The organism is Marinomonas sp. CT5, from assembly GCF_018336975.1.
In the GTDB taxonomy this organism is placed as follows: domain Bacteria; phylum Pseudomonadota; class Gammaproteobacteria; order Pseudomonadales; family Marinomonadaceae; genus Marinomonas.
In genome coordinates this window covers 417,850-439,548 of record NZ_CP025572.1, presented here as the reverse complement: position 1 = coordinate 439,548, position 21,699 = coordinate 417,850, and the positions used below count along the sequence as shown (strand labels likewise).

At 44.5% G+C, this 21,699-nt stretch carries 20 protein-coding genes; 8 read left to right on the top strand and 12 right to left on the bottom strand.

What is annotated here, in order from left to right; all coding sequences use genetic code 11:
- Positions 1-69 precede the first annotated feature (69 nt).
- The 4 genes from C0J08_RS02090 to C0J08_RS02075 are packed head-to-tail and all read left to right on the top strand — an operon-like array spanning position 70 to position 4,268.
- Positions 70-1,161 carry an ABC transporter ATP-binding protein gene (locus tag C0J08_RS02090; RefSeq protein WP_212654488.1) on the top strand — a complete coding sequence of 364 codons (1,092 nt, stop codon included), beginning with the start codon at positions 70-72 and terminating at the stop codon, positions 1,159-1,161.
- Positions 1,158-2,147, top strand: a complete 990-nt coding sequence (locus C0J08_RS02085) for a carbohydrate ABC transporter permease (protein ID WP_212654487.1) — start codon at positions 1,158-1,160, stop codon at positions 2,145-2,147. Before C0J08_RS02090 ends, C0J08_RS02085 begins: the two co-directional genes overlap by 4 nt.
- 2 nt (positions 2,148-2,149) lie before the next feature.
- Complete coding sequence (locus tag C0J08_RS02080; protein ID WP_212654486.1) at positions 2,150-3,193, top strand: carbohydrate ABC transporter permease; 1,044 nt, start codon at positions 2,150-2,152, stop codon at positions 3,191-3,193.
- 52 nt (positions 3,194-3,245) lie between these two features.
- Complete coding sequence (locus C0J08_RS02075) at positions 3,246-4,268, top strand: LacI family DNA-binding transcriptional regulator (protein ID WP_212654485.1); 1,023 nt, start codon at positions 3,246-3,248, stop codon at positions 4,266-4,268.
- Positions 4,269-4,329: 61 nt separating this feature from the next.
- Here the strand turns inward: C0J08_RS02075 and C0J08_RS02070 are convergent, their stop codons facing one another.
- Entirely contained in the window at positions 4,330-4,830 is a 501-nt protein-coding gene (locus C0J08_RS02070) for a GNAT family N-acetyltransferase (protein ID WP_212654484.1), read from the bottom strand.
- 68 nt (positions 4,831-4,898) lie between these two features.
- On the bottom strand, positions 4,899-5,873 hold the full coding sequence (locus C0J08_RS02065) for a helix-turn-helix domain-containing protein (RefSeq protein WP_212654483.1): 975 nt from the start codon (positions 5,871-5,873) through the stop codon (positions 4,899-4,901).
- Positions 5,874-6,178: 305 nt separating this feature from the next.
- Between C0J08_RS02065 and C0J08_RS02060 the strand changes: the two genes are divergently transcribed.
- The 4 genes from C0J08_RS02060 to C0J08_RS02045 all read left to right on the top strand — a co-directional run bounded on the left by C0J08_RS02060 (position 6,179) and on the right by C0J08_RS02045 (position 11,485).
- Entirely contained in the window at positions 6,179-7,564 is a 1,386-nt protein-coding gene (locus C0J08_RS02060) for an ethanolamine ammonia-lyase subunit EutB (RefSeq protein ID WP_502711627.1), read from the top strand.
- Positions 7,561-8,427, top strand: a complete 867-nt coding sequence (eutC, locus tag C0J08_RS02055) for an ethanolamine ammonia-lyase subunit EutC (protein ID WP_212654481.1) — start codon at positions 7,561-7,563, stop codon at positions 8,425-8,427. The genes C0J08_RS02060 and eutC overlap by 4 nt, the downstream gene beginning before the upstream one ends.
- 75 nt (positions 8,428-8,502) lie before the next feature.
- Positions 8,503-9,909, top strand: coding sequence for an ethanolamine permease (gene eat, locus C0J08_RS02050; protein WP_212654480.1), 1,407 nt, complete (start codon positions 8,503-8,505; stop codon positions 9,907-9,909).
- A 265-nt stretch (positions 9,910-10,174) separates the two neighbouring features.
- Positions 10,175-11,485, top strand: coding sequence for an alginate export family protein (locus C0J08_RS02045; RefSeq protein WP_212654479.1), 1,311 nt, complete (start codon positions 10,175-10,177; stop codon positions 11,483-11,485).
- A 505-nt stretch (positions 11,486-11,990) separates the two neighbouring features.
- Here C0J08_RS02045 and C0J08_RS02040 read toward each other — a convergent pair.
- The 10 genes from C0J08_RS02040 to C0J08_RS01995 all read right to left on the bottom strand — a co-directional run bounded on the left by C0J08_RS02040 (position 11,991) and on the right by C0J08_RS01995 (position 21,694).
- Positions 11,991-13,421 (bottom strand): aldehyde dehydrogenase family protein, encoded by a 1,431-nt coding sequence (locus tag C0J08_RS02040; RefSeq protein ID WP_212654478.1) that lies wholly within the window; start codon positions 13,419-13,421, stop codon positions 11,991-11,993.
- A gap of 95 nt (positions 13,422-13,516) precedes the next feature.
- Positions 13,517-13,915 (bottom strand): carboxymuconolactone decarboxylase family protein, encoded by a 399-nt coding sequence (locus tag C0J08_RS02035; protein WP_212654477.1) that lies wholly within the window; start codon positions 13,913-13,915, stop codon positions 13,517-13,519.
- A 15-nt stretch (positions 13,916-13,930) separates the two neighbouring features.
- A complete protein-coding gene (locus C0J08_RS02030; protein WP_212654476.1) occupies positions 13,931-14,692 on the bottom strand; it encodes a 2-keto-4-pentenoate hydratase in 762 nt (253 codons plus the stop codon).
- Between the two features lie 22 nt (positions 14,693-14,714).
- Positions 14,715-16,328 (bottom strand): bifunctional 3-(3-hydroxy-phenyl)propionate/3-hydroxycinnamic acid hydroxylase, encoded by a 1,614-nt coding sequence (locus tag C0J08_RS02025; RefSeq protein ID WP_212654475.1) that lies wholly within the window; start codon positions 16,326-16,328, stop codon positions 14,715-14,717.
- An 11-nt stretch (positions 16,329-16,339) separates the two neighbouring features.
- A complete protein-coding gene (locus C0J08_RS02020; protein ID WP_212654474.1) occupies positions 16,340-17,185 on the bottom strand; it encodes an alpha/beta fold hydrolase in 846 nt (281 codons plus the stop codon).
- Positions 17,186-17,226: 41 nt separating this feature from the next.
- Complete coding sequence (locus tag C0J08_RS02015) at positions 17,227-17,829, bottom strand: amino acid synthesis family protein (RefSeq protein WP_212654473.1); 603 nt, start codon at positions 17,827-17,829, stop codon at positions 17,227-17,229.
- A 19-nt stretch (positions 17,830-17,848) separates the two neighbouring features.
- Positions 17,849-18,307 (bottom strand): VOC family protein, encoded by a 459-nt coding sequence (locus tag C0J08_RS02010; protein WP_212654472.1) that lies wholly within the window; start codon positions 18,305-18,307, stop codon positions 17,849-17,851.
- Between the two features lie 31 nt (positions 18,308-18,338).
- On the bottom strand, positions 18,339-19,373 hold the full coding sequence (locus C0J08_RS02005; RefSeq protein WP_212654471.1) for a VPS10 domain-containing protein: 1,035 nt from the start codon (positions 19,371-19,373) through the stop codon (positions 18,339-18,341).
- Between the two features lie 11 nt (positions 19,374-19,384).
- Positions 19,385-20,179, bottom strand: coding sequence for an SDR family NAD(P)-dependent oxidoreductase (locus tag C0J08_RS02000; protein ID WP_212654470.1), 795 nt, complete (start codon positions 20,177-20,179; stop codon positions 19,385-19,387).
- Positions 20,180-20,200: 21 nt separating this feature from the next.
- Complete coding sequence (locus C0J08_RS01995) at positions 20,201-21,694, bottom strand: aldehyde dehydrogenase family protein (protein WP_212654469.1); 1,494 nt, start codon at positions 21,692-21,694, stop codon at positions 20,201-20,203.
- Between the last annotated feature and the right edge of the window lie 5 nt (positions 21,695-21,699).

Below are 21,699 nucleotides of genomic sequence, written 5' to 3'. Positions count from 1 at the left end.
AGAACGTTTTGGCAAGCACAACAATCGTGAAAGCCTCTAATAAAAAATATAAAAATAGGAGCACCAAAAATGGCTGCCATTCAGCTCAAAAACCTTCACAAACGCTATGAGTCTGCTGATGTCATGCATCATGTTAATGTCGACATTGAAGACGGCGAGTTTGTCGCTTTAGTAGGGCCTTCAGGTTGCGGCAAGTCTACTTTATTACGCTTAATTTCTGGGTTAGAAGACATTACCTCAGGAGAAATCCTATTTGATGGCAAAGTCGTGAATCACCTTTCTCCCGCAGAACGAGAAATTGCCATGGTATTCCAGTCATACGCGCTCTATCCGCATATGACGGTGAAGAAGAACCTCTCTTTTGGCCTCGAAAACCTCAATATGGACCGAGCGACTATTGAAGAGCGTATTCAAAAAGCCGCGAAGCTGCTCGATCTTCTGCCCTATATGGACAGAAAACCCAGAGCCCTATCTGGAGGACAAAGACAACGGGTTGCTATTGGTCGAGCCATCGTGCGTAACCCTAAAGTCTTTCTATTTGACGAACCCTTGTCTAACCTAGACGCCAAGCTACGCGTACAAACCCGTGGAGAAATCACCAAGCTCCATAAGAAACTAAATACCACCATGATTTATGTTACTCATGATCAGGTGGAAGCCATGACCATGGCAGAGAAAATTGTTGTCGTAAACGCAGGGAGAATCGAACAAGTCGGTAAACCACTCGACCTTTTCGAACGCCCAGCTAATCGCTTCGTTGCCGAGTTTATTGGCTCACCCAAAATGAACATGTTCAGCGCTAAGATCACCAATGTGTCTGACAATGGAATGGAAGTGACCTCAAGCACTATCGATCATTTCAGCATTCCCGTGATCTCGGAAAACGCTAAAATTGGCGACAGTGTGACCCTTGGTGTTCGCCCATCGCACATAGAAATAGCGGAATCAGGCATTCCATTGGAAATTACTCAGCTGGAGTGCATGGGGCATGAAACTTTTATTTATGGATCAATTAAGGGAGAAAGCGAAGACCTAGTGGCGCACCTTCCTCACCATTTTGAGGCCGAAATTGGTGACACCATTTTCTTGCGCTTCAGTTCCCAATTTATGCACGTATTCTGTGATAAAACAGACCAAGCATTTAAGAGGATTGAATCATGAAAAACGTGTCCGCTTTCCTTTTCTCGATTCTCGATAAATTCATGCGTTTTGTGGAATTACCGACTGTCTATCTGCAGAAAAAGATAGGCGTGCAACGCATGGGTTACTTGTTTGTCGCACCCAACATGGTGTTATTTTCCCTATTCGTTTTTCTGCCTGTTGGTTTAGCCATCGCTTATGCCTTTACCGGCGGCACCAACATGCTGATCTGGGACCGTCCGTTTGTTGGCTTTGAAAACTTTTCCCGTCTTCTAAGCTGTGGCAGTTATATGGACCCCGCTAGCTGTGAATTCGATCTTTTTTGGACCGCTGTTCATAACACCTGGTGGTATACGCTATTAAACGCCACAGGCACTTTAATCATGGCTCTCATTACGGCTGTGGTATTGAACCGTTTAACCAGAGGTAAAGCATTATTTCGTTCCATTTTCTTTTATCCTGTACTGCTTTCACCTGTCGTAGTCGGGTTAATTTGGAAATGGTTTCTTGCTCGTGATGGCTTGCTAAACGCTTTTATATTAGACCTTGGCGGCGAACGCACTATTTTCTTATTGGAAGTTTGGTGGTCACGCTTTTGGGTGGTTTATGTCTCTATTTGGTTTCATATGGGGTTCTTCACTCTAATCATCTTGGCGGGTCTACAAGCCATTCCAAGAGATATTTACGAAGCCGCAAAAGTGGATGGAACCAGTGAATGGCGGCAATTTTGGCGAATTACTCTACCCCTATTAACCCCCAACCTCCTAGTCGTTGCTGTGCTTTTATTAATTCGCTCAGTACAAGTTTTCGATGAAGCTTGGGTCCTAACCGATGGCGGTGGCCCAGGAACAGCCAATACCTTTATCGTGCAATTTATCTATCAAACCGCCTTCAGCTCAGAAGTTAGGCTTTATGGTCTTGCCTCTGCAGCATCAGTCTTAATGGGCCTAGCCCTGCTCGCCCTGACATTGATTCAAGTCTGGCTAGCGAAAAAAGCGGAGTACTAATTATGCTTAAGTTTTTAACCCGTACTCGTCATCCCGGCAAAATGGACATGACAGATATTTTATCTTGGCTTTGGCTAACACTAGGAACCGCGGTGATAGCCATCCCAATTGCTTGGGCTATGTTGTCCTCACTCAAAACTGAGGCGGAAGTAAACAGTTTTCCACCCAGCCTAATCCCGCAATCTACAGTTAGCACTAAAGTTGAGGGTTACAACAAAGACCTTTCTGTTTGGGAATGGACAAAACCAAATGGCGAAGTCAAAAAAGTGGCGATGGTACGACGAATTGGCATCAAAGCCACTGTAGTAGATATGGATAAACCAGAAAAAACATTCCAAGTGCCTATTTCAGAAATCACCCAGCTAAAAGACGTGCATTTCCAATGGCAAAACTATACCGATCCTTTAGAACGTTTTGATTTTTTCACTTACATCAAAAACACAGTGTTCGTCACTGTAGTAGCGACAATTTTGACGTTATTACTTAATTCTATGGCCGCTTTTGCTTTATCAAAGTACAAATTCCGCGGCAAAAATGCGATCTTCATGTTGATTTTATCCACCTTAATGTTGCCACTATCTGTCATAATGGTGCCCGCATTTATCGTCATTGTCGGCTTAAACCTAGCGGACAATTTATGGGGGGTAATTTTTGCCACCGTCGCCACACCGACCGGTGTCTTTATGCTGCGGCAATATATGCTCACCATTCCAGATGATTTGATCGAAGCCGCTCGAGTCGACGCAGCTTCCGAATTTCGAATTTATTGGCGTATAGTGTTACCGCTTTGTGCTCCTGCACTCGCGGTATTAGCGATATTCTCTGTGATATGGCGCTGGAATGATTTCCTCTGGCCGTTAATCGTGTTATCAAGTCCAGAGAACTACACGTTGCAAATTGGTTTGAATGCTTTCCAAGGGCAATTCTCGGTAGAGTGGCACTATATTCTTGCCATGACCGTTATTGCACTGTTACCAGTGACCATTGTCTTTCTTATTCTTCAGAAATACATTACCGAAGGTGTTGCTGGCAGTGGGGTCAAATAGTTTGAAACTCTTACTCAAAATAATGAGCAAAGCTAAAACAAGGCAAGAATAAATGAGTTTAAAGAAAATTTCAGAACAAAGCGGAGTCGCCATTAGCACAGTAAGTCATGTGCTGAATGGCACCGCCAAAATATCTGATGATGTTCGCCAACGAGTATTACAAATAGCCAAAGATATTGGCTATTTGGACTCTCGTATCAAGCGAGCGCAGACGACTACATTGCGAAAAATTGCCCTATTTGTAGACTCTGATCGCCTCAGACAAACTGATGTCAACTTCGTCTCATGGACCATACTGGAAACACTTCGCAAAGAATGCGAGCAAAATGGGGTCGAAATCGAACCTATTTTGATTGACGAGATAAAAGACGATTACAACAAAATATCTGAGCTGATGACAAAGACAAAGTGCGACGGTATTTTGGTGTATTTCGATGAAAACCAAAAACTACTGAATGAAGTTATTAATACCGCTTTACCTTGTATTCTTCTCGCCGGACAAGAGCCCGGAATGCATATAGGTTCAGTTGGTATTGGTGATCGAAACGGCGCGAGGATCGGGGTAGAGCATCTCATTGAACTGGGTCACCGCAATATTGGTATTGTCTCTTGGCCGGGGCGTTATACCATCAGGCAACGACTTGATGGTTTTCGAGAAGCCATTCACGAACATCAGGAATTAGACATCACCACCACCAGCATTCAATTAGACAGCTTTCAGCCAGACATTGCTGAAAAGGGCATGACTCAATGGCTTGAGCAACACCCAGACCTTAATCAAGTCACCGCATTCTTTTGCCTAGCTGATAACGTTGCCATCGGTGTCTTAAATGCTCTGCAAAAGAAGGGCATTCAAGTGCCAAAGGATGTCTCAATCCTCGGATTTGACGATGTATTTGCCGGCCAAATGATGAAACCCGCTCTGTCGACAGTTCATACACCGTTACATCACATTGCCCGCTGTGCCTTAGAAGAACTCGAGCTTCTTACTCGCCGTGCAACCAACAGCGCCCCAGCACGAAGAGTCGAGCTCAGTTGTCGACTGATCGAGAGACAATCGTGTAAAACGCTGTAGTGAAACGCTTAAAACAAAGCCCAACTTCCACCGAAAAGCTGGGCTTTGTTTTCCATCTTTTTCAACCAAGTTCTTTTTCGAACCACTCCACATCCCAGTATTGGCTAAACTTCCTTCCAACTTCTCGATAAGCACCAACGGAGGTAAAACCGAACCTTTCATGAATTGTTATGGATGCATCATTAGGCAAAGTAATACCAGCGTATGCTCGATGCACGTCTTCGTTTTTTAGGCAATCAAATAATTCACGATATAAAGCAGAACCGACACCGCATCCTTTGGCACTCTGCGTTAAGTAAATACTTACTTCCACTGACGTTTCATAAGCGCGCTTGGGTTTAAATGGCCCACTGCAAGCATAACCTAGAATCTCCCCATCTAGTTCTGCGACCAGCAAACGATGTCGACCAGTTTGGGCAAATTGCGAAAACCAAACCGTCCTACCCTCTAATGTATAAGGCTCTATATCAAACGTGGCTGGTGTATGTTCGATGTAATGATTATAAAGATCCGTTAATACAGGTAAGTCATCGGGAACAGCGGGACGAATTTGAACGCTCATTTTACCTCCTAGTAAAAATATAGATTTAAAGCGACTCTATTGTGATGACTTCGCTTTGCTTTCAGTTCTCAGCCGCGCCATTCTAACGTTTGCGAGGGTTGCTCGCCAAACAGTTGTTTATAGTCTTTGGCAAATTGACTCAAATGCCAGAACCCCCATTGCGCGGCGATGTCACTGACGGCTTGTCCATTTTTAGCTTGTACCAGTGAGCGCCGTACACCGTTTAATCGGCTGATACGCAGATATTGAATTGGACTCACTCCTAGAATACTTTCGAAACTGTACTGTAAGGTACGTCGACTGACGTTGGTGATTTCACACAACTGCGTCACAGTGACAGGCTCATCAAGGTGTTGGTCTAAAAACTGTCGAGCCACATCCACTACTTTTTTTCGATGACAATAACTTTGTGTTTTGGCGGGTTGCGGGATTTCCATCTTAAGCACTTCTAGCAGAGCAATCATGACAAGCTCTTGCTGTAATCGTGGCGACGATTCTTTGTTTTGTACTGAGAGTAAACGCGCCAATACAAAACGCACTTCCTCTAAAGTTTTATCAGGTACACCAAGACGACCATATTCTGTGAGTTCTTTCCAATTGATATCCACACCATGGATCGCCGCCATTTTTATCAACTTCGACTGATCTACAACTAAGCCATATAAATCATAATCTTGCGGTGTTGATAACTGAAAATCACAATCCCCCGGTCGACACATAATATTATTTTCATTGATCGTTAAGCCGTTAATACGACTTTCTCCTTGATCGGCAAGGGGAATTCCAAGCCAAACAGAATCAGGCCAAACCACACATTTTTGCTGCAAAGCCTGACTGGTGTGCTCACAAAATACCTGCAAACCATCAAACGGCAGCTCCACAATACAGCCATAAAAACCGCCTCGACTGGTTTGATCGTATTCTTGTTGCCAATTGGTTAAATTACTCGCATGCAAATCCGCATCATAGGCTTCTGAAACACATACTCTTGATACAGCAGAAAAATCGCCCCCTTTCGGTGCATCCATCTTTGAATTCAACATAATCACACCTACCTGTGTTTGTTTTTTTCATCAAACATCACGGCTTATAAAAACTAAGTGTTTGAAATAGTTAGTTTTTATAATTTTTGCCATTATTCGATAACGTCAATTTATGGATTTCCGTAATGTTAACTTACGTTAAAAATTTAGACGTTAAATTGACATCTTGCATCTAAATAGTAAAAGCAATTTTTGTGCCCCTTTTTACCTTAACGATCAAAGCAAAATTATGTTAATAAACCCGAGACAGAGTTATGAGTAAGTCACATTCAGCTTTTCAATTTAAAACTGCTCAATTCAAGAACATGGTAGGAGAGCGTACCTTCAGCTTTGTCGATCTTGCCGATCTCATGGCCAAAGCAACACCGCCTCGTTCTGGTGACCGTTTGGCAGGTGTCGCCGCACAAAGCGCGGAAGAACGTGCCATCGCTCAAATGACATTGGCCGATGTGCCACTGAGCCTTTTCCTAGAACAAGCCCTTGTCCCCTACGAAGAAGATGAAATTACTCGATTAATACTAGACGATCATGACAAAAACGCGTTTTCTTTGATTTCCCACCTAACCGTGGGTGGATTTCGTGATTGGTTATTAAGCGATCTCGCCACCAGCGATGTATTACTACAGATTCGCCCTGGTGTGACGCCAGAAATGGCCGCAGCGGTCAGCAAGATAATGCGCAATCAAGATTTAATTTTGGTTGCAAAAAAATGCCATGTGAAAACCGCCTTTCGCAATACTATTGGCTTACCGGGACACTTGTCGACCCGCTTACAACCAAACCATCCAACCGACGATTTAACCGGTATCGCCGCCAGCATGTTAGATGGTTTGCTTTATGCGAATGGCGATGCCGTGATTGGTATCAACCCAGCAACAGACAATGTGCAGCAAGCCACGCGCTTGATCAAGATGATGGACGAAGTGATCCAGCATTATGAAATCCCCACTCAATCCTGCGTTCTCACCCACGTAACCAATACGATTGAATGCATTGAGCAAGGTGCGCCCGTGGATTTGGTTTTCCAATCCATCGGTGGCACCCAAGCAACCAATGACAGCTTTGGCTTTAATCTCGCCAATTTGGCGGAAGCTCAAGATGCGGCCTTGTCGTTAAATCGCGGAACCGTTGGTAACAACGTCATGTATTTCGAAACCGGCCAAGGCAGCGCGTTGTCGGCCAATGCCAATCACGGTTTAGATCAACAAACCTGCGAGGCTCGTGCCTATGCGGTAGCACGTAAGTTCAATCCTTTACTGGTGAATACCGTGGTCGGTTTTATCGGCCCAGAATATTTGTACGATGGCAAAGAAATCACGCGAGCCGGTCTAGAAGATCACTTCTGTGGCAAGTTGCTTGGTTTACCCATGGGTTGTGACGTTTGTTACACCAATCACGCAGAAGCCGATCAAAATGATATGGATAATTTACTGACACTTTTGGGTGTCGCTGGCTGCACCTTCGTGATGGGCATTCCCGGTTCCGACGACATCATGCTGAATTATCAAACTACCTCATTCCATGATGCCTTGTATGCTCGTCGCGTACTCGGCTTAAAACCCGCTCCAGAATTTGACCTTTGGCTCGCCAAAATGGAAATCTTCAAAAATAATGAGCAATTTACGCTCAACCACCAGCTGCCTGACGCCTTCCATAAATCTCTTAATCGAATGATTGGAGGCCGCTCATGAGCCAAGACATTCCTAAATCTAATAAGTCTTTCCCGACACATCCTCATGCAGAAGCCGTCACCGAAAACCCGTGGAGCAAACTCAATGCTTTTACGGATGCACGGGTTGGTTTGGGTCGCTCAGGGATCAGTGTTCCCACTAAACACTTATTAGCATTCCAACTTGCCCACGCTCAGGCCATCGATGCGGTACACACTCAACTCGATTGCAAAGCCCTAGCAGAATCCATTATGGCGCAAGATTGGGCAAATGAATGGACAAAACACTGTGCCCCCCTAATGTTGCACAGTCGCGCGACGGACCGCGCAACCTACTTACAACGTCCAGACTATGGCAGGCGCTTAGACGAAGAATCAGCCAACAAACTAGATAAACATCGTTCTTCTACGTCAAACAGTTACGACCTTGCCATTGTGGTAGTGGATGGTTTGTCCTCTCTGGCGGTAGAGCAAAATACTCTGCCATTTTTACAAGCGCTTTCTCATCATATCAAGGATTGGAGCTTGGCACCCATTTGCTTTGTCGAACAAGGCCGTGTGGCTATTGGTGATGATGTCTGCGAGCGCCTAAATGCCAAATGCGTCTTGGTGTTAATTGGTGAGCGCCCAGGATTAAGCTCCCCTGACAGTTTAGGTTTGTATCTCACTTGGGGTGGCAAAGTTGGCTTAACCGATGCCTACCGAAACTGTATTTCCAATGTTCGGCCTGCGGGCTTGGTGTATCACGAAGCCGCTCGTAAAGCCTTTTATCTATTAAATGAAGCAAGAAACCTGAAGCTATCAGGCGTGAAACTCAAAGACAGATCGGACGATGATTTAATCATGGACACGACTAAGGAGTCGCAGAACTTCCTCGTATCTTAAGGATAAGAAAGACCACACCCTCTGGGGAAAAATAACGAGTCAACACTCAACTAATAAAGCACAAAAGGAACCACTATGAGCGATCAATTAGATAAAGACTATCTGGCGAAACGCCAGTTAAAAAGGGGGTCAGCTGGCTGGATTTTGCTCGCTGGCTTAGGTGTTTCATACGTTATTTCCGGTGACTTCGCAGGCTGGAACTTTGGGATTGCAGAAGCGGGCTGGGGTGGTTTTGCCATCGCTGCGGGCTTGATGGCGGTCATGTATTTAACGCTGGTTTTATCTTTAGCAGAAATGTCGGCGGCTATTCCTGCTGCTGGCGGTGGCTATAGCTTTGCTCGTCAAGCCATGGGACCTACTGGCGGATTTTTAACTGGGTTAGCCGTTTTAATTGAATATGCTTTGGCGCCTGCTGCCATTGTGATTTTCATCGGCTCTGCTGTAGAAGCGCTATTAGGCTTTAACGGTCCTTGGGTCTATGCCGCCTTTTATCTTGTCTTTATCGGCATTCACTTAGCGGGGGCGGGCGAAGCACTTAAGGTCATGATGGTTATCAGTGGCTTGGCCGTGATTGCTATTCTGGCGACAGCGGTTGCTTTGATTGGGGACTTCGACACCAGCCGTTTATTTGATGTGGCTGTAACCGATGCCGCTGGTGCATCTGAGTTCATGCCTATGGGATGGTATGGGGTTTGGGCGGCTTTGCCATTTGGCATGTGGTTGTTCTTGGCCGTTGAAGGCGTTCCTTTGGCCGCTGAAGAAGCAAAAGATCCTGCGAAAGACGTACCAAAAGGCATTATCGGTGCGATGATTTTCTTACTTTTCACGGCGGTGTTGGTTGTATTCTTATTGGCCGGTGCCGCTGGTGCAGACGCTATGGGTAAGAGTGCCGTTCCTTTGGTTGATGCCTTAAACTTTGCTGGACACGGATCTTTAGCAACCACGGTCAACGTATTAGGTCTTGCTGGCTTAATTGCGTCTTTCTTCTCTATTATCTACGGTTACAGCCGTTTAGTATTTGCCTTGTCTCGTGCAGGTTACCTACCACAAAGTCTCTCTGTGACTAATAAACGTAAAGTCCCTTCTCGTGCTTTGATCGTACCAGGGGTTTTGGGCTTCTTTGCTTCTTTGACTGGCGAAGGCGACCTAATGTTGGCTATGGCGGTGGTAGGAGCAACGGTATCTTATGCTTTGATGGCACTGAGCCATATTTTATTACGCATTAAACAACCGGATATGCATCGTCCATACAAAACTCCAGGTGGAATCTTCACCTCATCCATCGCATTTGTTTTATCCCTACTGGCTCTCACAGGTGTTTATGCATACGACCCACGTGCTTTTAACTACACACTGGTACTGTTCGTCATTGGCACTGCTTACTACTTCTTGTACAGCAAGAATCGCCTTGTAGCCAAAACACCAGAAGAAGAGTTCGACATGCTGGCTGCGGCTGAAGCGGATCTTGCCACTTCACCTTAACCGCTCTGAATAAAGTGCTAACAAACCAAAGCCCTGCATTGCAAAATGCGGGGCTTTTTACTTAAAACGCCCTCTGAAAAGAAACAACTTAGCCCCACTTTTCTTTCTCATCCTGAGCTATGCAAAAAAACAAAAATTGTAAAAAAAAACATAAAAAATATCACATGGTAATAATTTTTATTGAATCATTCCTTATTTCTCTCTATTTTCTTACGTAAAGCACTGCGTTTCTTATAATAATCAGCGAAAAACAAAAGGACCCCCTATGAAAATATTGTTCAAAAGAAACACCCTAAACATGTGTATTTGTGCTGCGCTAGTCGGTAGCACAGGCGCTGCTCAGGCGTACTCAATTGTCGACAAAGAAGACACACATGTAACCTTCACTGGCGAAGCAGCTATTGGAGCCTTTCAAAGCCAAGAAACTTATGGCAACAGCAAGAGCTCTCCTTCTTGGCAGGAAGGCTATATAAAATATGGCCTAACGGGTGATAAAACACTTAATAGTGGCGAACTGTTTGGATCAGTCAGTGCACTTTCAAGTGGTACCTGGGGGGATGGCGATGCAAGTGGCGCCACCACAGGGGATGAAAGAAAAACCAAACTTGAAGAGCTATTCATAGGCTATCGGACTGGTCAGTTTGAAGTATCCGTTGGCCGTCAAGCATTCAGCATCGGTGATGGATTTATTATCAATGGCGATGCTTTAAACCTTGGTAGCGGCTTAGATTCAGCTCCAGGTGCATCTGAAATAACAATTAATCGTGGCGGCGGACTTTGGTTGGCACCACGTAAAGCATTTAGCAATACAGCGATTCTTCGTGTAGGTGGAGACAAGGGCTGGCGCTCTGACATTTACTGGTTACAGTCGGATAATGCCGGCCAAGCCAGCACAGAAATGGCCGGAATCAATGTTGAGAATAACAACTCGTATGGCGTAGTTGGTTTCTTATACAACCAAGGACTTAGTGTTGATAAAAAAGAAGCCAACTTTTTTGGCTTAACCAAGCGTGACGGTCAGAAAACCATAAGTGTGCGTTTCCAAGGCGATGCTGGAGTCGAAAACTTATTCCTATCTTCTGAATATGTGAAGCAGACCCAAGGCGATAATTCTAAAGATGCCAATGCTTGGTATGCGGAAGCCGGTTGGACATTTGCTGACACAACATGGTCCCCAAGTGTGAATTATCGTTTTACCCGTTATGATGAGGGCTATGACCCATTATTCTACGGTTTCAGCCGTGGTTACGGCACTTGGTTCCAAGGGGAAGTAGCCGCAAACTACGCTGGCACATCTGGGGGCACTATAGCCTCGGACATTCAGTCCATTAGCATCAAGGCTAACCCTACTGAAATGCTCAGCGTGGGTGCTTCCTATTTTGATATTTCCAAAAATAAAACAGACCAAGGCAAGAAAAATGATGCTAAAGAGCTAGATATTTGGGCTGAATGGGTCGTCAATGACAACCTTATAGTGTCTCCATTAGTAGGCTTTTACACTCCTAAATACAGTAGTAAGCAAGGAAATACCAATACCAATACGTATGCGCAAATTATCGCAATTATGCCTTTCTAACCCAATAATTTAATGAGTTCGACAACGACGACCTGTTCCCCCTTTTCAGGTCGTCGTTTTATTTTTATATCTTAAAAAATATGATGTTCATTTAAGCTTAAATAGAACAATGATTCTCATAAACAAAGTTCAAACTACCTCAAGCAGCAAGTAATCATCTCTATTTTGCCTCTTTGCACCACTTAATTAATTGCTCACTGAAAATACTGTTATTTATTAACAAATCATTTCCTAACACCGTGTTTGAAAAGTAAATTAAAGCCTTTCAAAGTTTTTACGACGAGATGATACCCACAGCCATAACTACTTTGCATCAACCTGATTGCAAACAAACCAAACTCAACCATCATTTTGTGGCTTTCATCACTGCAACTTAAGTAACTACTATGATGCTCCTGTTTTATCCCTGAAAAACAATATTAGAAAAAACCACTACAGAGAGAATAATCTCTCCCACAAAAAAAGACGCAGAAGCGTCTTTTTTTGTGGCTCATAACGCTATACCCTATTTAGGAGTACGCAATACCATAAGCTTCATCTCAGTCATGTCTTCTATTGCGAAGCGCACACCTTCACGTCCCAAGCCACTGTCTTTGACACCACCATAGGGCATATGATCAACACGCCAAGAAGGTACATCACCAATGACAACGCCACCGACTTCTAGTACATCCCAAGCTTTGTAGGCTTTATAAATATCTTTGGTAAAGATTCCTGCTTGTAGACCAAATACGGAATTGTTTACTTCTTCTAACGCAGCATCAAAATCACTAAAGGATGACATAATAGCCACTGGACCAAACACTTCTTGGCAAGACACAGACATAGAAGGGTCTACATTTTCCATCAAGGTAGCATCCAACATAGCACCACTTCGTGTACCACCCGCTAACACGGTTGCGCCACCAGCAACGGCTTCTTCTATCCAAGTATGCAAACGAACCGCTTCTTTTTCAGTAATCATTGGACCAATAAAGGTGTTTTCATCTAATGGATTGCCCGACACTAAAGCATTCACCGCCTGAGTAAGCCGTTGTTTAACATCATCATAAAGAGATTCATGCACGATAATACGCTGTACACTGATACAACTTTGTCCAGACTGGTAATACGCACCGAATACAATGCGTTGAATAGCGTCATTTAAATCAGTCCCTTCATCAACAATGCAAGCCGCATTGCCACCAAGTTCAAGTACAACCGGCTTTTTACCCGCTTTGGCTTTCAACGCCCAACCAACATCTGGGGAACCAGTGAAACTTAACAATTTCAAACGTTCATCAGTCGTAAACAAATCGGCACCATCACGATGACAAGGTAAAATCGAGAATGCACCTTTTGGCAAATCAGTTTCGGCTAGAATTTCACCAACAATCAAAGCACTCACTGGCGTTAAGCTGGCTGGTTTTAGAACAAAAGGACAACCCGCAGCGATTGCAGGAGCAATTTTGTGCGCAGCTAAATTCAACGGAAAATTAAACGGCGAAATAAACGAACATGGACCAATAGGAACGCGCTTCCACATACCTTGGTAATCTGCTGCACGCGCAGAAATGTCCATTGGCATGACTTCACCATAAATTCGAGTGGCTTCTTCAGCTGCTATTTGGAAAGTATCAATTAATCGTGTTACTTCTCCGCGCGAGTCTTTGATAGGTTTACCTGCTTCAATACACAGCGCATAAGCTAACTCTTCAAAGCGCTCTTTAAAACGAGTTATACAATGCTGCAAAATGGCTTGACGCTGATAAGCTGGCATAGCTTTCATGGCATCTTTCGCCCCATCTGCTGCGGCAATGGCTTTATCAATATCAGCAGCACTGGCCATAGCCACTTTTGTCGCGACTTCATTAGAGTATTTATTATGAACCGACAAATCCGTGTTGGCATAAACAGCTTCATTAGCCAAGTAAAATGGATAACTGGATTCAAGCATGGTTACGATCTCTTTTTATATTGTGGGTGGGATGATAAGAAAGGAAGGCGCATGAAGACCATGCGCTCCATTAGCATTATTTGGACATAAGACGATTAGGCTAATTCAGAGGCATCTAAATCCAGCCCCATTTCTTTTAATACCGCACTGGCTGATCGAAAGGCATCGATCGATGCTGGTACACCGCAGTAAATAGCCACCTGTAATAAAACTTCGCGAATTTCAATGAGAGTGACGCCGTTATTCACAGCACCGCGGACATGTAAAGCTAATTCATGAGGGCGATTAAGCGCTGCAATCATGGCCAAATTGATCAAACTACGTTCTCGCTTTTCCAGCCCATCTCTCTGCCATACATCTCCCCAGCAATACTCTGTTACTAACTGCTGAAGTGGGCGCGTAAAATTAGTCGCGTTGTTAATTGAGTTATCAACATACGCATTGCCTAAGACGGCTTTACGAGTGATGAGGCCTTTATCAAATTTATCAGTCATAACGTTACCTGCAGGTTAGTTGTAATGAAGTAATAGGCTCTGACCAAGCAAGTGAAGGCGATAAGTATGGCTCGGCACCATATCTACAGGCTTGGTCAAAGAACCACTCAAAAACTGTTGCCCGGCTTTTATTTCACCAAAAATAGCCAAAACCCCACGTATCATGCGCACGACTGAACCAAGTGGCCCACCCAAAACATTTTCCATAGAACCGACTTCACTCATAACAGCTGTTTCTAACAGACAAGAGTCACCTATCATTTCCAGTTCATTAACATTAAAGGGAACCAGCTTACCAACCTGATAAAAGCCCGCTGCCGCATTGTCAGCCACAAAGTGACTAATATCGAACTTCCAATCTTTAAGACGGCAATCCGCAACTTCAATAGCGGGAGCCATCCAGGCAATAGAGGCCAATATTTCGTCGTCAGACACATCAGACCCAGAAAGACTTTCCCCCAAAACAAACAGAACTTCAGATTCAATTTTAGGCGCAATAACCTGCTCTTGAGCTAAATGACTAGACAGTATATTTGCTGCAAATAGCGGCGCATAAATCGGTTCTTCCAAGCCAAAACGATCTAAAGCAGGTTGATTAGACAATGCAACTTTCCAACCTATTAGCTTGTTACCCGCTTGTTTATTCAGATCAATAATCGCTTTTTGAACTTGATACCCAAACGCAATATTTTGCTTGGAAAGGTCATCAATCAAAGGGATAGCAATACTGTCACGACGTGTTTCAAACAACCTCTTTGCAATTTGCTCTTCCAACACCAGGCTCTCCTACTTTTAGTAGTTATTTAGCAGTAAGTTTGGCACGCAGCTCATCCAACACTTCATTCAAACGCTTGGCAGACGTTAACGCGGCAACAAATCGATCTGGGCGAATGATGGCAATTTTGTCACGGGCTTGACCGAACCAATCGGATAAATTGTTATCTATGTCTTCAATGCTGACGCAACCGGATGCTTTTAACCGCTCGTCATGACTTAAGCCACTGCGAGAAGGGTTAGCTTGAATATATTGGGTTTGCATCTTGTTCCAAAACGCAAGGTTTTCTTCTGACATGTAATCAGTGGGATTGACGCGATAGCCAATTATTGAGAACCAATCACCTAACACTGTATCAAGTTTCTCTTTCTTGCCTTCAGCCGTTTCTACGTCAGGCTGAATAAACAATTTTCCGACTAACGTATCTTCGTAGACTTCTTCACTTTCATGATAAACGATACCTTTAACGATATGAGCTTTAGGCTTAAATTTGAACTCCACCAAATGCTCACGCAAACTGTCTACGGAATCTGTTGCTTTGAACATCCAGTCGCGGATACCCGCCATAATAGGGTTGGTCATTCCAAGAATCGCGCCCATATTATCGGCCAAACCGACCAAGTCAGTCGCATGACCTCGGCGCTCGTCATCATAACTTTGTAAAATTTGGGGGGATGCCAGGCCTTTAACCACGGCAGCAATTTTCCAGCCGATATTAACCACATCACGAATTCCCGAGTTAAGACCCTGACCCGCCCATGGCGGTGTAATATGTGCCGCATCACCACATAGCAATACTCGGCCTTTGACAAAGGTATCCGCGACACGGGAATTATGCGTATAAGCACGAATGCGTACGATATCAAGGCTATCTACTTTGTCACCAATGTGACGACGAATCAGGCCACGAATAACGTCTTCTTGGCAGATATCCTCTTCTTTCTCATGAGGGAATAACATAAATTCCCAACGACGATGTTGATAAGGTAGATAAATACAAACAAAGGGTCTTACTGGGTCACCATGTAGTGCCGTAAAGGGGGCATCGAGGGTGTCATTCGCCGCATCCACTACGACCCATTTTGCCGGGTGGGTTAATCCAGAGAAACCTATGTTTGTCTGCTTACGGACTTCTGAACGACCACCGTCTGCGCCAACCGCATAGGCCGCTTCAAGGCGATATTCTTCACCGGACGGATCGGTAACGGTCAACACCACCTTGTCATTCTCTTCCGTTATACTGGTCATTGAATGACCAAGGCTCAAATCTACAGAATCAAAACGGCTTAAACCCTCGCGCAGAGTTACTTCCAAGAGCTGTTGCATGAACATATTACGCATCGGCCAGCCGAACTGGGCAGCCTTCGGCTTCACTTCCGCAAAACAGACTCCTCGAGCGTTGTAATAACGCAGCGGAACATTCGCAATCATGTCTTTAACAGCCACTTCGGCTAGACCAACACCTTGCAACACTCGCAGTGCTTCGTCGTCCATTCCCACTGCTCGTGGGTAAGGTAAAATCTCGGCTGATGCCTCGAGCAATACTGTTTTGATATTATACATGCCCAGATAATTGGCTAATGTCACGCCATTTGGACCACCGCCAACAATTACAACATCGGTTTTTTTTATTTTCATTTGAAAGACCTCTAATCTGTAAGAACCATTTTCATGAACCGAACCACTGAGTCATTGAATTTTTCAGGTTGATCATCATGAACGTAGTGACTAGCTCCATCTATCTGAACGGTCTGAACAACATCATTGTTAGATGCCATAATTTCTATAACAGTTTGATTGGATAAAAAGTCAGAATTACCACCTTTTACCAATAAAGTAGGACAATTGATTGCTTTAAAAGCGGGCCATAAATCTATCGGCTCAATGCTCAATCGCGCTTCAGCAATGCCTTTTTGATCATGCTTCCACATCACTCGATTGTCCTTTTCGCGGAACGAATGATTCAAACGCGCTTGAAGTGCTTGTTCGGTTAAGTTTGGGCGTGACTTAGTCCAGAAAGCTTTGGCCTCTTCCCATGAAGCGAAGCTTAAAGGTGTATTGCGCATTTCACGACGAATACGTTCTGCGCCTTCACCTTGTTTTGAAGAACCGGGGCCAATATCTTCAATTACCATCGCCATCACACGATCAGGGTGTCGTCGCGCGAATTCTACGGCATTCTGTCCACCTAACGAGTGACCGATCAAGACGAAGCGATCTAGCGCTAAATGATCAACGAATCGTGTAAAATCTTTTACATAAGTGTCAGCGTTATAATCTTCTGCTGGTCCCCAATCACTATCCCCGCGCCCGCGCTGGTCCAACGCATAGCAAGTAAAGTCTTCACCCAAAGCATCCACTAAGTCTTGCCAAGTTTGAGCAAAGCCACGTAGACCATGAAGCATGACCACAGGTACCTTGCCATTGCCCCATTTAAGGTAATGTAAGCTAAGTCCATCGCTGGTAAAAAAGTGGCTGCTACTCGACATTGTCATTGCTCTTACCTCTATACAAAACGCCCCGTTAAAAATGACCTCTAAACGAGGCCATTTTCACCTTTAACATCTTTCGCTTCTAACCCACCAAGGCGAGCATGTAAGCGACCACGAGTAGCGAATGACCAGATAATCAAGATTTCGTCATTACGTGGCGCATCGTTAAAAGAGACGGCTATTGAGTCATAATGAGAGCGCACATATAAAGCATCTTTATGAGCCAATGGCACGTCGATGGTCGCACCAGGAGCACCCACCTTACCGGTTGATGGCACCCAAGATTTACCACCACCGACAGCAGCACGTACAGGGTCAGCAGCTGGATTCGTAAGAAAAGCATTACCGTGTTCGTATTCGCCAAAGGCGCCAACCAGAACCGACTTACCATAGCTAACAATCTCATTGTCACCGGCGACTTCATTGATACGGCGACCAAACTCTTTGCCGAGCTCTGGAGACTGATTGATCAAACTAGACAAATCTTCTGAATAGGTATTAGCAAATGGATTATGAACAGCTGCCGCAATAACATATTTTTTAACAGGTTCACCATCGGCCAACTTGCCCGTTTCGTTGGCTAAGGTCTCTTCGTAATGGTAGAACCATTTACGAATATGGTATGGGCCAAAATTAGCTTCTTTCATGAATAAAATCCTTACAAAATTAGTCAAAAATGGGTTCAAGTACGAGTGGACGACTTGGGGCATCGGTCGCTCTAAAGCGTTGCTTACCTAACTCATCGTCATGCTCTGTTTCTAAAAAGAACTCTAAGCGGTTGCCATCTGGATCCTCAAAATACAGTCCAATACCTACTTCATGATCCGTAGTTTTGACAATCGGGACGTTTTTAGTCAGCAACATGCCATAGAGTCTGCGCAAGGTGGTCAAATCGCCATCGATCTCCAAGCCATAATGCTGTAGACCAATCACTCCTTTTGCAGAACCTTCAGGCGCTCTAATCAAAGCAATATCATGGTGCTTGTCACCAAAGCTCATCATTACCCATTCGTCACCATTACGAGCGTTTTTCTCCATAGACAAAACATCTTCATACCAATCTGCAGAGGCATCTGGGTCGGATACGAATAAAGATATATGGGTACGATTGATTTTCACTTTCATGTTCATCACCTATTTATATACGATCACACCACTATTTTTTGATTACAGAGGTATGAGCAGCTTCAATAACAGCTTCGGCGGGTGTCCAAAGCACATCCGAAATTTCGCTGAATTCACGCCATTCTTTTTTCCAAGATAGGCCGGCTTTATCACTAGTAAACAAGTGTCCATACTTAGTACCAGCAACCACTTGATTTGGGTTAGCTGGATTTACATGAATCCCCCAAACACATGAGTTTGGTTGTAGTGGAAAGGGCAATAACTGCCATGTTGCAGCCGCATCATGAGAAACAAAAATTTGGCTAGTTGTACCTGGAGTACCATCAGAGACACTTAAATAAATAGTACTTTCTGTGCCCATAGGTACAGCAGTTGAGCGTGCGTAATACAAACCAAATTCATCTTTTGCGATTACGCCTTCCCATGTTTCGCCATCATCAAAACTACGATAAACCGCGTTAACACATACAACAACAATGACTTTTTGTCCGTGGTTAGGCATAACTTGAATAGTGTGAATGTCTGAATTAAAGTCCCACAATAAACGATCATCGATACGTTCCCATGTATCACCACCGTTCACACTCTTAAATAGACCACCTTCTTCTAAACCAAACCAAACCTTATTACTGTCAGTTGGATCAAAAGCAAAGGCTAATAAGCGAGGCTTACTCACACCAGCACAAAACTCAGGGATTTCAACAGGTGCACGATCCCATGTTTTACCCGCATCTTTTGTACGCCACAAAACAGCACGTGATGGTGCACCAGTACCCACAAAAATTCGCATTGAATCATTAGGGTCAACCGCTACTTTCCAAACGGTTTCACCATTGAAAGGCGAATCAATACGATGCCATTTGGCGCCTGCATCTTTACTGACACACAACCCAACATCCGTACCAATATATAGTGTGCTTGGATTCGCAGGATCTACATCCAATGAACGAGTAATAGCATCAAATTCAATATCTTGACCTAAACCAAGGCGATGCCATGTTTGTCCATTATCTGCACTTTTGACGACACCTTGGCCGACTGTAGAAACTAAAATTGTTCCGCTCATCGTGCTGCCTCCTAAATGAATATACCGCGCGTTAGTCCGCCATCAATACCTATAGACTCACCTGTTACCGCACCGGCTTTTGGCGATACCAAGAAACCGATTAACCAAGCAATTTCAACGGGAGCTAACGTACGGCGAATTGGTGTAACATCAATGTAGCCTTGCTCTACTTCCTGAGGCGTTTTATTTTGTAACTTGCCTTCACGCTCGTATAACTCTTGAATGTGAGGGGTATCAACCACGCCAGGGTGAATGATGTTACAAGTGATGCCGTGAGGACCAAGCTGATCAGACAAGTTTTTCGTCATGTGAACAATGGCAAGGTTACGCATACCTGACATGACTTTGCTGCTACGACCCGTTAAGCCACCAATGTTCACAATGCGACCAAAACCTTGTTTCTTCATGTAAGGAACCACAGCTTTCGCACAACGGAAGTAACCAATTACCTTAGTATCCAAATCGCCTAATAACTCGTAGTCGTTAGCAAATTCAATCGAGTTACGCACAACACCCGAAGGCGCCGCCGCACCGTTAACTAAGATGTCGATTCGACCAAACTCTTTTGCCGCTGTTGCGACCATTGCCTCCACAGAGTCCATGTCCGTTGTATCACACACAACAGGCAAGACACGACGACCAGTAGCCGCCGAAATTTCTTCAGCGGTTTTTTCTAAAACAGACAGGGTGCGAGAACAAATAACAACATCGCAACCTTCCTCAGCCAAAAACATTGCCACATCTTTACCAATGCCCATACCGCCGCCAGTAACAATGGCAACTTTATCTTGTAATTCTAAATTCATAACCTAATCCTCTAATGACTATTAACCTAAATTGACAAAAACGCTCTTGGTTTCCGTGTAGGCATCAATGACATTTTTGCCCATTTCACGTCCCCACCCAGATTGCTTATAACCACCAAATGGCGAAGCAGGATCGACAACATTCCAACAGTTAATCCATACAGACCCAGCTTTTAAGCGGCTTGCAATGGAATGCGCCTGAGTCAGATCGTTTGTCCAAAGACCAGCCGCTAAACCAAATGGCGTGTCATTGGCACGATGAACCAGTTCATCTACATCCGACCAACTCATCACGGTGACGACAGGACCAAAAATTTCTTCTCGAGCAATACGCGCTTGCTCTTGTCTATCTAAAAAAACGGTCGGCGGCATGAAGTAGCCATCGCCTAGTTCGCTTGGCTTCTGACCACCACACACAAGTTCAGCACCTTCAGAAACGGCGCTATCAACATAGTCTTTGACGATATTAAACTGAGCAGAAGAGACCAAAGGCCCCATGGTTGAACGTGGATCCAGTCCCGGACCAACAACATGAGCAGCGGCATGTTTACGCAACTCTTCAAGGGTTTGCTCGAGCACACTCTCGTGAACATATAAACGTGACGCAGCAGTACACACTTGGCCTTGGTTATAGAAAATGCCATCAGCAGCACCTTTAGCAGCCTTAATAATGTCTGCATCAGGCAAAATAATATTAGGTGACTTACCACCCAGCTCTAAAGACACTTTCTTCATGTTTCCAACCGCACTTTGCGCGATCAAACGACCAACATTAGTAGAACCGGTAAAAGCGATTTTATCGACATCAGGGTGAGCCGCGAGTGGCGCTCCAGCGCCCGCACCGAACCCCGTCAGAACATTAACAACACCACGAGGAATACCTGCACGCTCAATCAATTCAGCTAAACGAATAGCAGAAAGCGGTGTTTGTTCGGCAGGTTTTAAGATAGCTGTACAGCCCGTTGCCAATGCCGGCCCCAATTTCCAAGCGCACATTGAAAGTGGGAAATTCCAAGGCACAATAAGAGCACAAACTCCCACAGGCTCTTTCACCGTATAATTCAACATACGTTCGCCACTGCGTGGGGAAACAGGAATGGTGCTGCCTTCAATTTTTGAAGGCCAACCAGCAAAGTAACGAATAATGCTAGCAGTAATGACCACTTCACCATTCTTCGCATTGCTATAAGGCTTACCATTCTCTAGCGAGATAATTTGACCTAAATTTTCAGCATCTTCTTCTATCAAATCGGCAAGGCGAAGCATAAAGCGTGTACGTTCTGAAGCCGATACACGCCCCCACTCGCCTTCAAGCGCGCTTCGTGCTGCATGGACCGCACGATCGACATCATCAGCTTGAGCATCTGCAACACTTGCAATAGCTTGAATAGTTGCAGGATTTTCTACTGTAAAAGATTTACCGGATTGCGCATCAACCCACTCGCCACCAATAAATAAGCGCTTTGGATTTTCTAGAAATCGTTTTACTTCGGGAAACAGTTCCATCGTAGTCATGCTCA

Bases quoted from the DNA above. Each gene is read 5' to 3' on its own strand.
- C0J08_RS02090 (WP_212654488.1), top strand. From the start codon at position 70: ATGGCTGCCATTCAGCTCAAAAACCTTCACAAACGCTATGAGTCTGCT.
- C0J08_RS02085 (WP_212654487.1), top strand. From the start codon at position 1,158: ATGAAAAACGTGTCCGCTTTCCTTTTCTCGATTCTCGATAAATTCATG.
- C0J08_RS02080 (WP_212654486.1), top strand. From the start codon at position 2,150: ATGCTTAAGTTTTTAACCCGTACTCGTCATCCCGGCAAAATGGACATG.
- C0J08_RS02075 (WP_212654485.1), top strand. From the start codon at position 3,246: ATGAGTTTAAAGAAAATTTCAGAACAAAGCGGAGTCGCCATTAGCACA.
- C0J08_RS02070 (WP_212654484.1), bottom strand. From the start codon at position 4,830: ATGAGCGTTCAAATTCGTCCCGCTGTTCCCGATGACTTACCTGTATTA.
- C0J08_RS02065 (WP_212654483.1), bottom strand. From the start codon at position 5,873: ATGTTGAATTCAAAGATGGATGCACCGAAAGGGGGCGATTTTTCTGCT.
- C0J08_RS02060 (WP_502711627.1), top strand. From the start codon at position 6,179: ATGGTAGGAGAGCGTACCTTCAGCTTTGTCGATCTTGCCGATCTCATG.
- eutC (WP_212654481.1), top strand. From the start codon at position 7,561: ATGAGCCAAGACATTCCTAAATCTAATAAGTCTTTCCCGACACATCCT.
- eat (WP_212654480.1), top strand. From the start codon at position 8,503: ATGAGCGATCAATTAGATAAAGACTATCTGGCGAAACGCCAGTTAAAA.
- C0J08_RS02045 (WP_212654479.1), top strand. From the start codon at position 10,175: ATGAAAATATTGTTCAAAAGAAACACCCTAAACATGTGTATTTGTGCT.
- C0J08_RS02040 (WP_212654478.1), bottom strand. From the start codon at position 13,421: ATGCTTGAATCCAGTTATCCATTTTACTTGGCTAATGAAGCTGTTTAT.
- C0J08_RS02035 (WP_212654477.1), bottom strand. From the start codon at position 13,915: ATGACTGATAAATTTGATAAAGGCCTCATCACTCGTAAAGCCGTCTTA.
- C0J08_RS02025 (WP_212654475.1), bottom strand. From the start codon at position 16,328: ATGAAAATAAAAAAAACCGATGTTGTAATTGTTGGCGGTGGTCCAAAT.
- C0J08_RS02020 (WP_212654474.1), bottom strand. From the start codon at position 17,185: ATGACAATGTCGAGTAGCAGCCACTTTTTTACCAGCGATGGACTTAGC.
- C0J08_RS02015 (WP_212654473.1), bottom strand. From the start codon at position 17,829: ATGAAAGAAGCTAATTTTGGCCCATACCATATTCGTAAATGGTTCTAC.
- C0J08_RS02010 (WP_212654472.1), bottom strand. From the start codon at position 18,307: ATGAAAGTGAAAATCAATCGTACCCATATATCTTTATTCGTATCCGAC.
- C0J08_RS02005 (WP_212654471.1), bottom strand. From the start codon at position 19,373: ATGAGCGGAACAATTTTAGTTTCTACAGTCGGCCAAGGTGTCGTCAAA.
- C0J08_RS02000 (WP_212654470.1), bottom strand. From the start codon at position 20,179: ATGAATTTAGAATTACAAGATAAAGTTGCCATTGTTACTGGCGGCGGT.
- C0J08_RS01995 (WP_212654469.1), bottom strand. From the start codon at position 21,694: ATGACTACGATGGAACTGTTTCCCGAAGTAAAACGATTTCTAGAAAAT.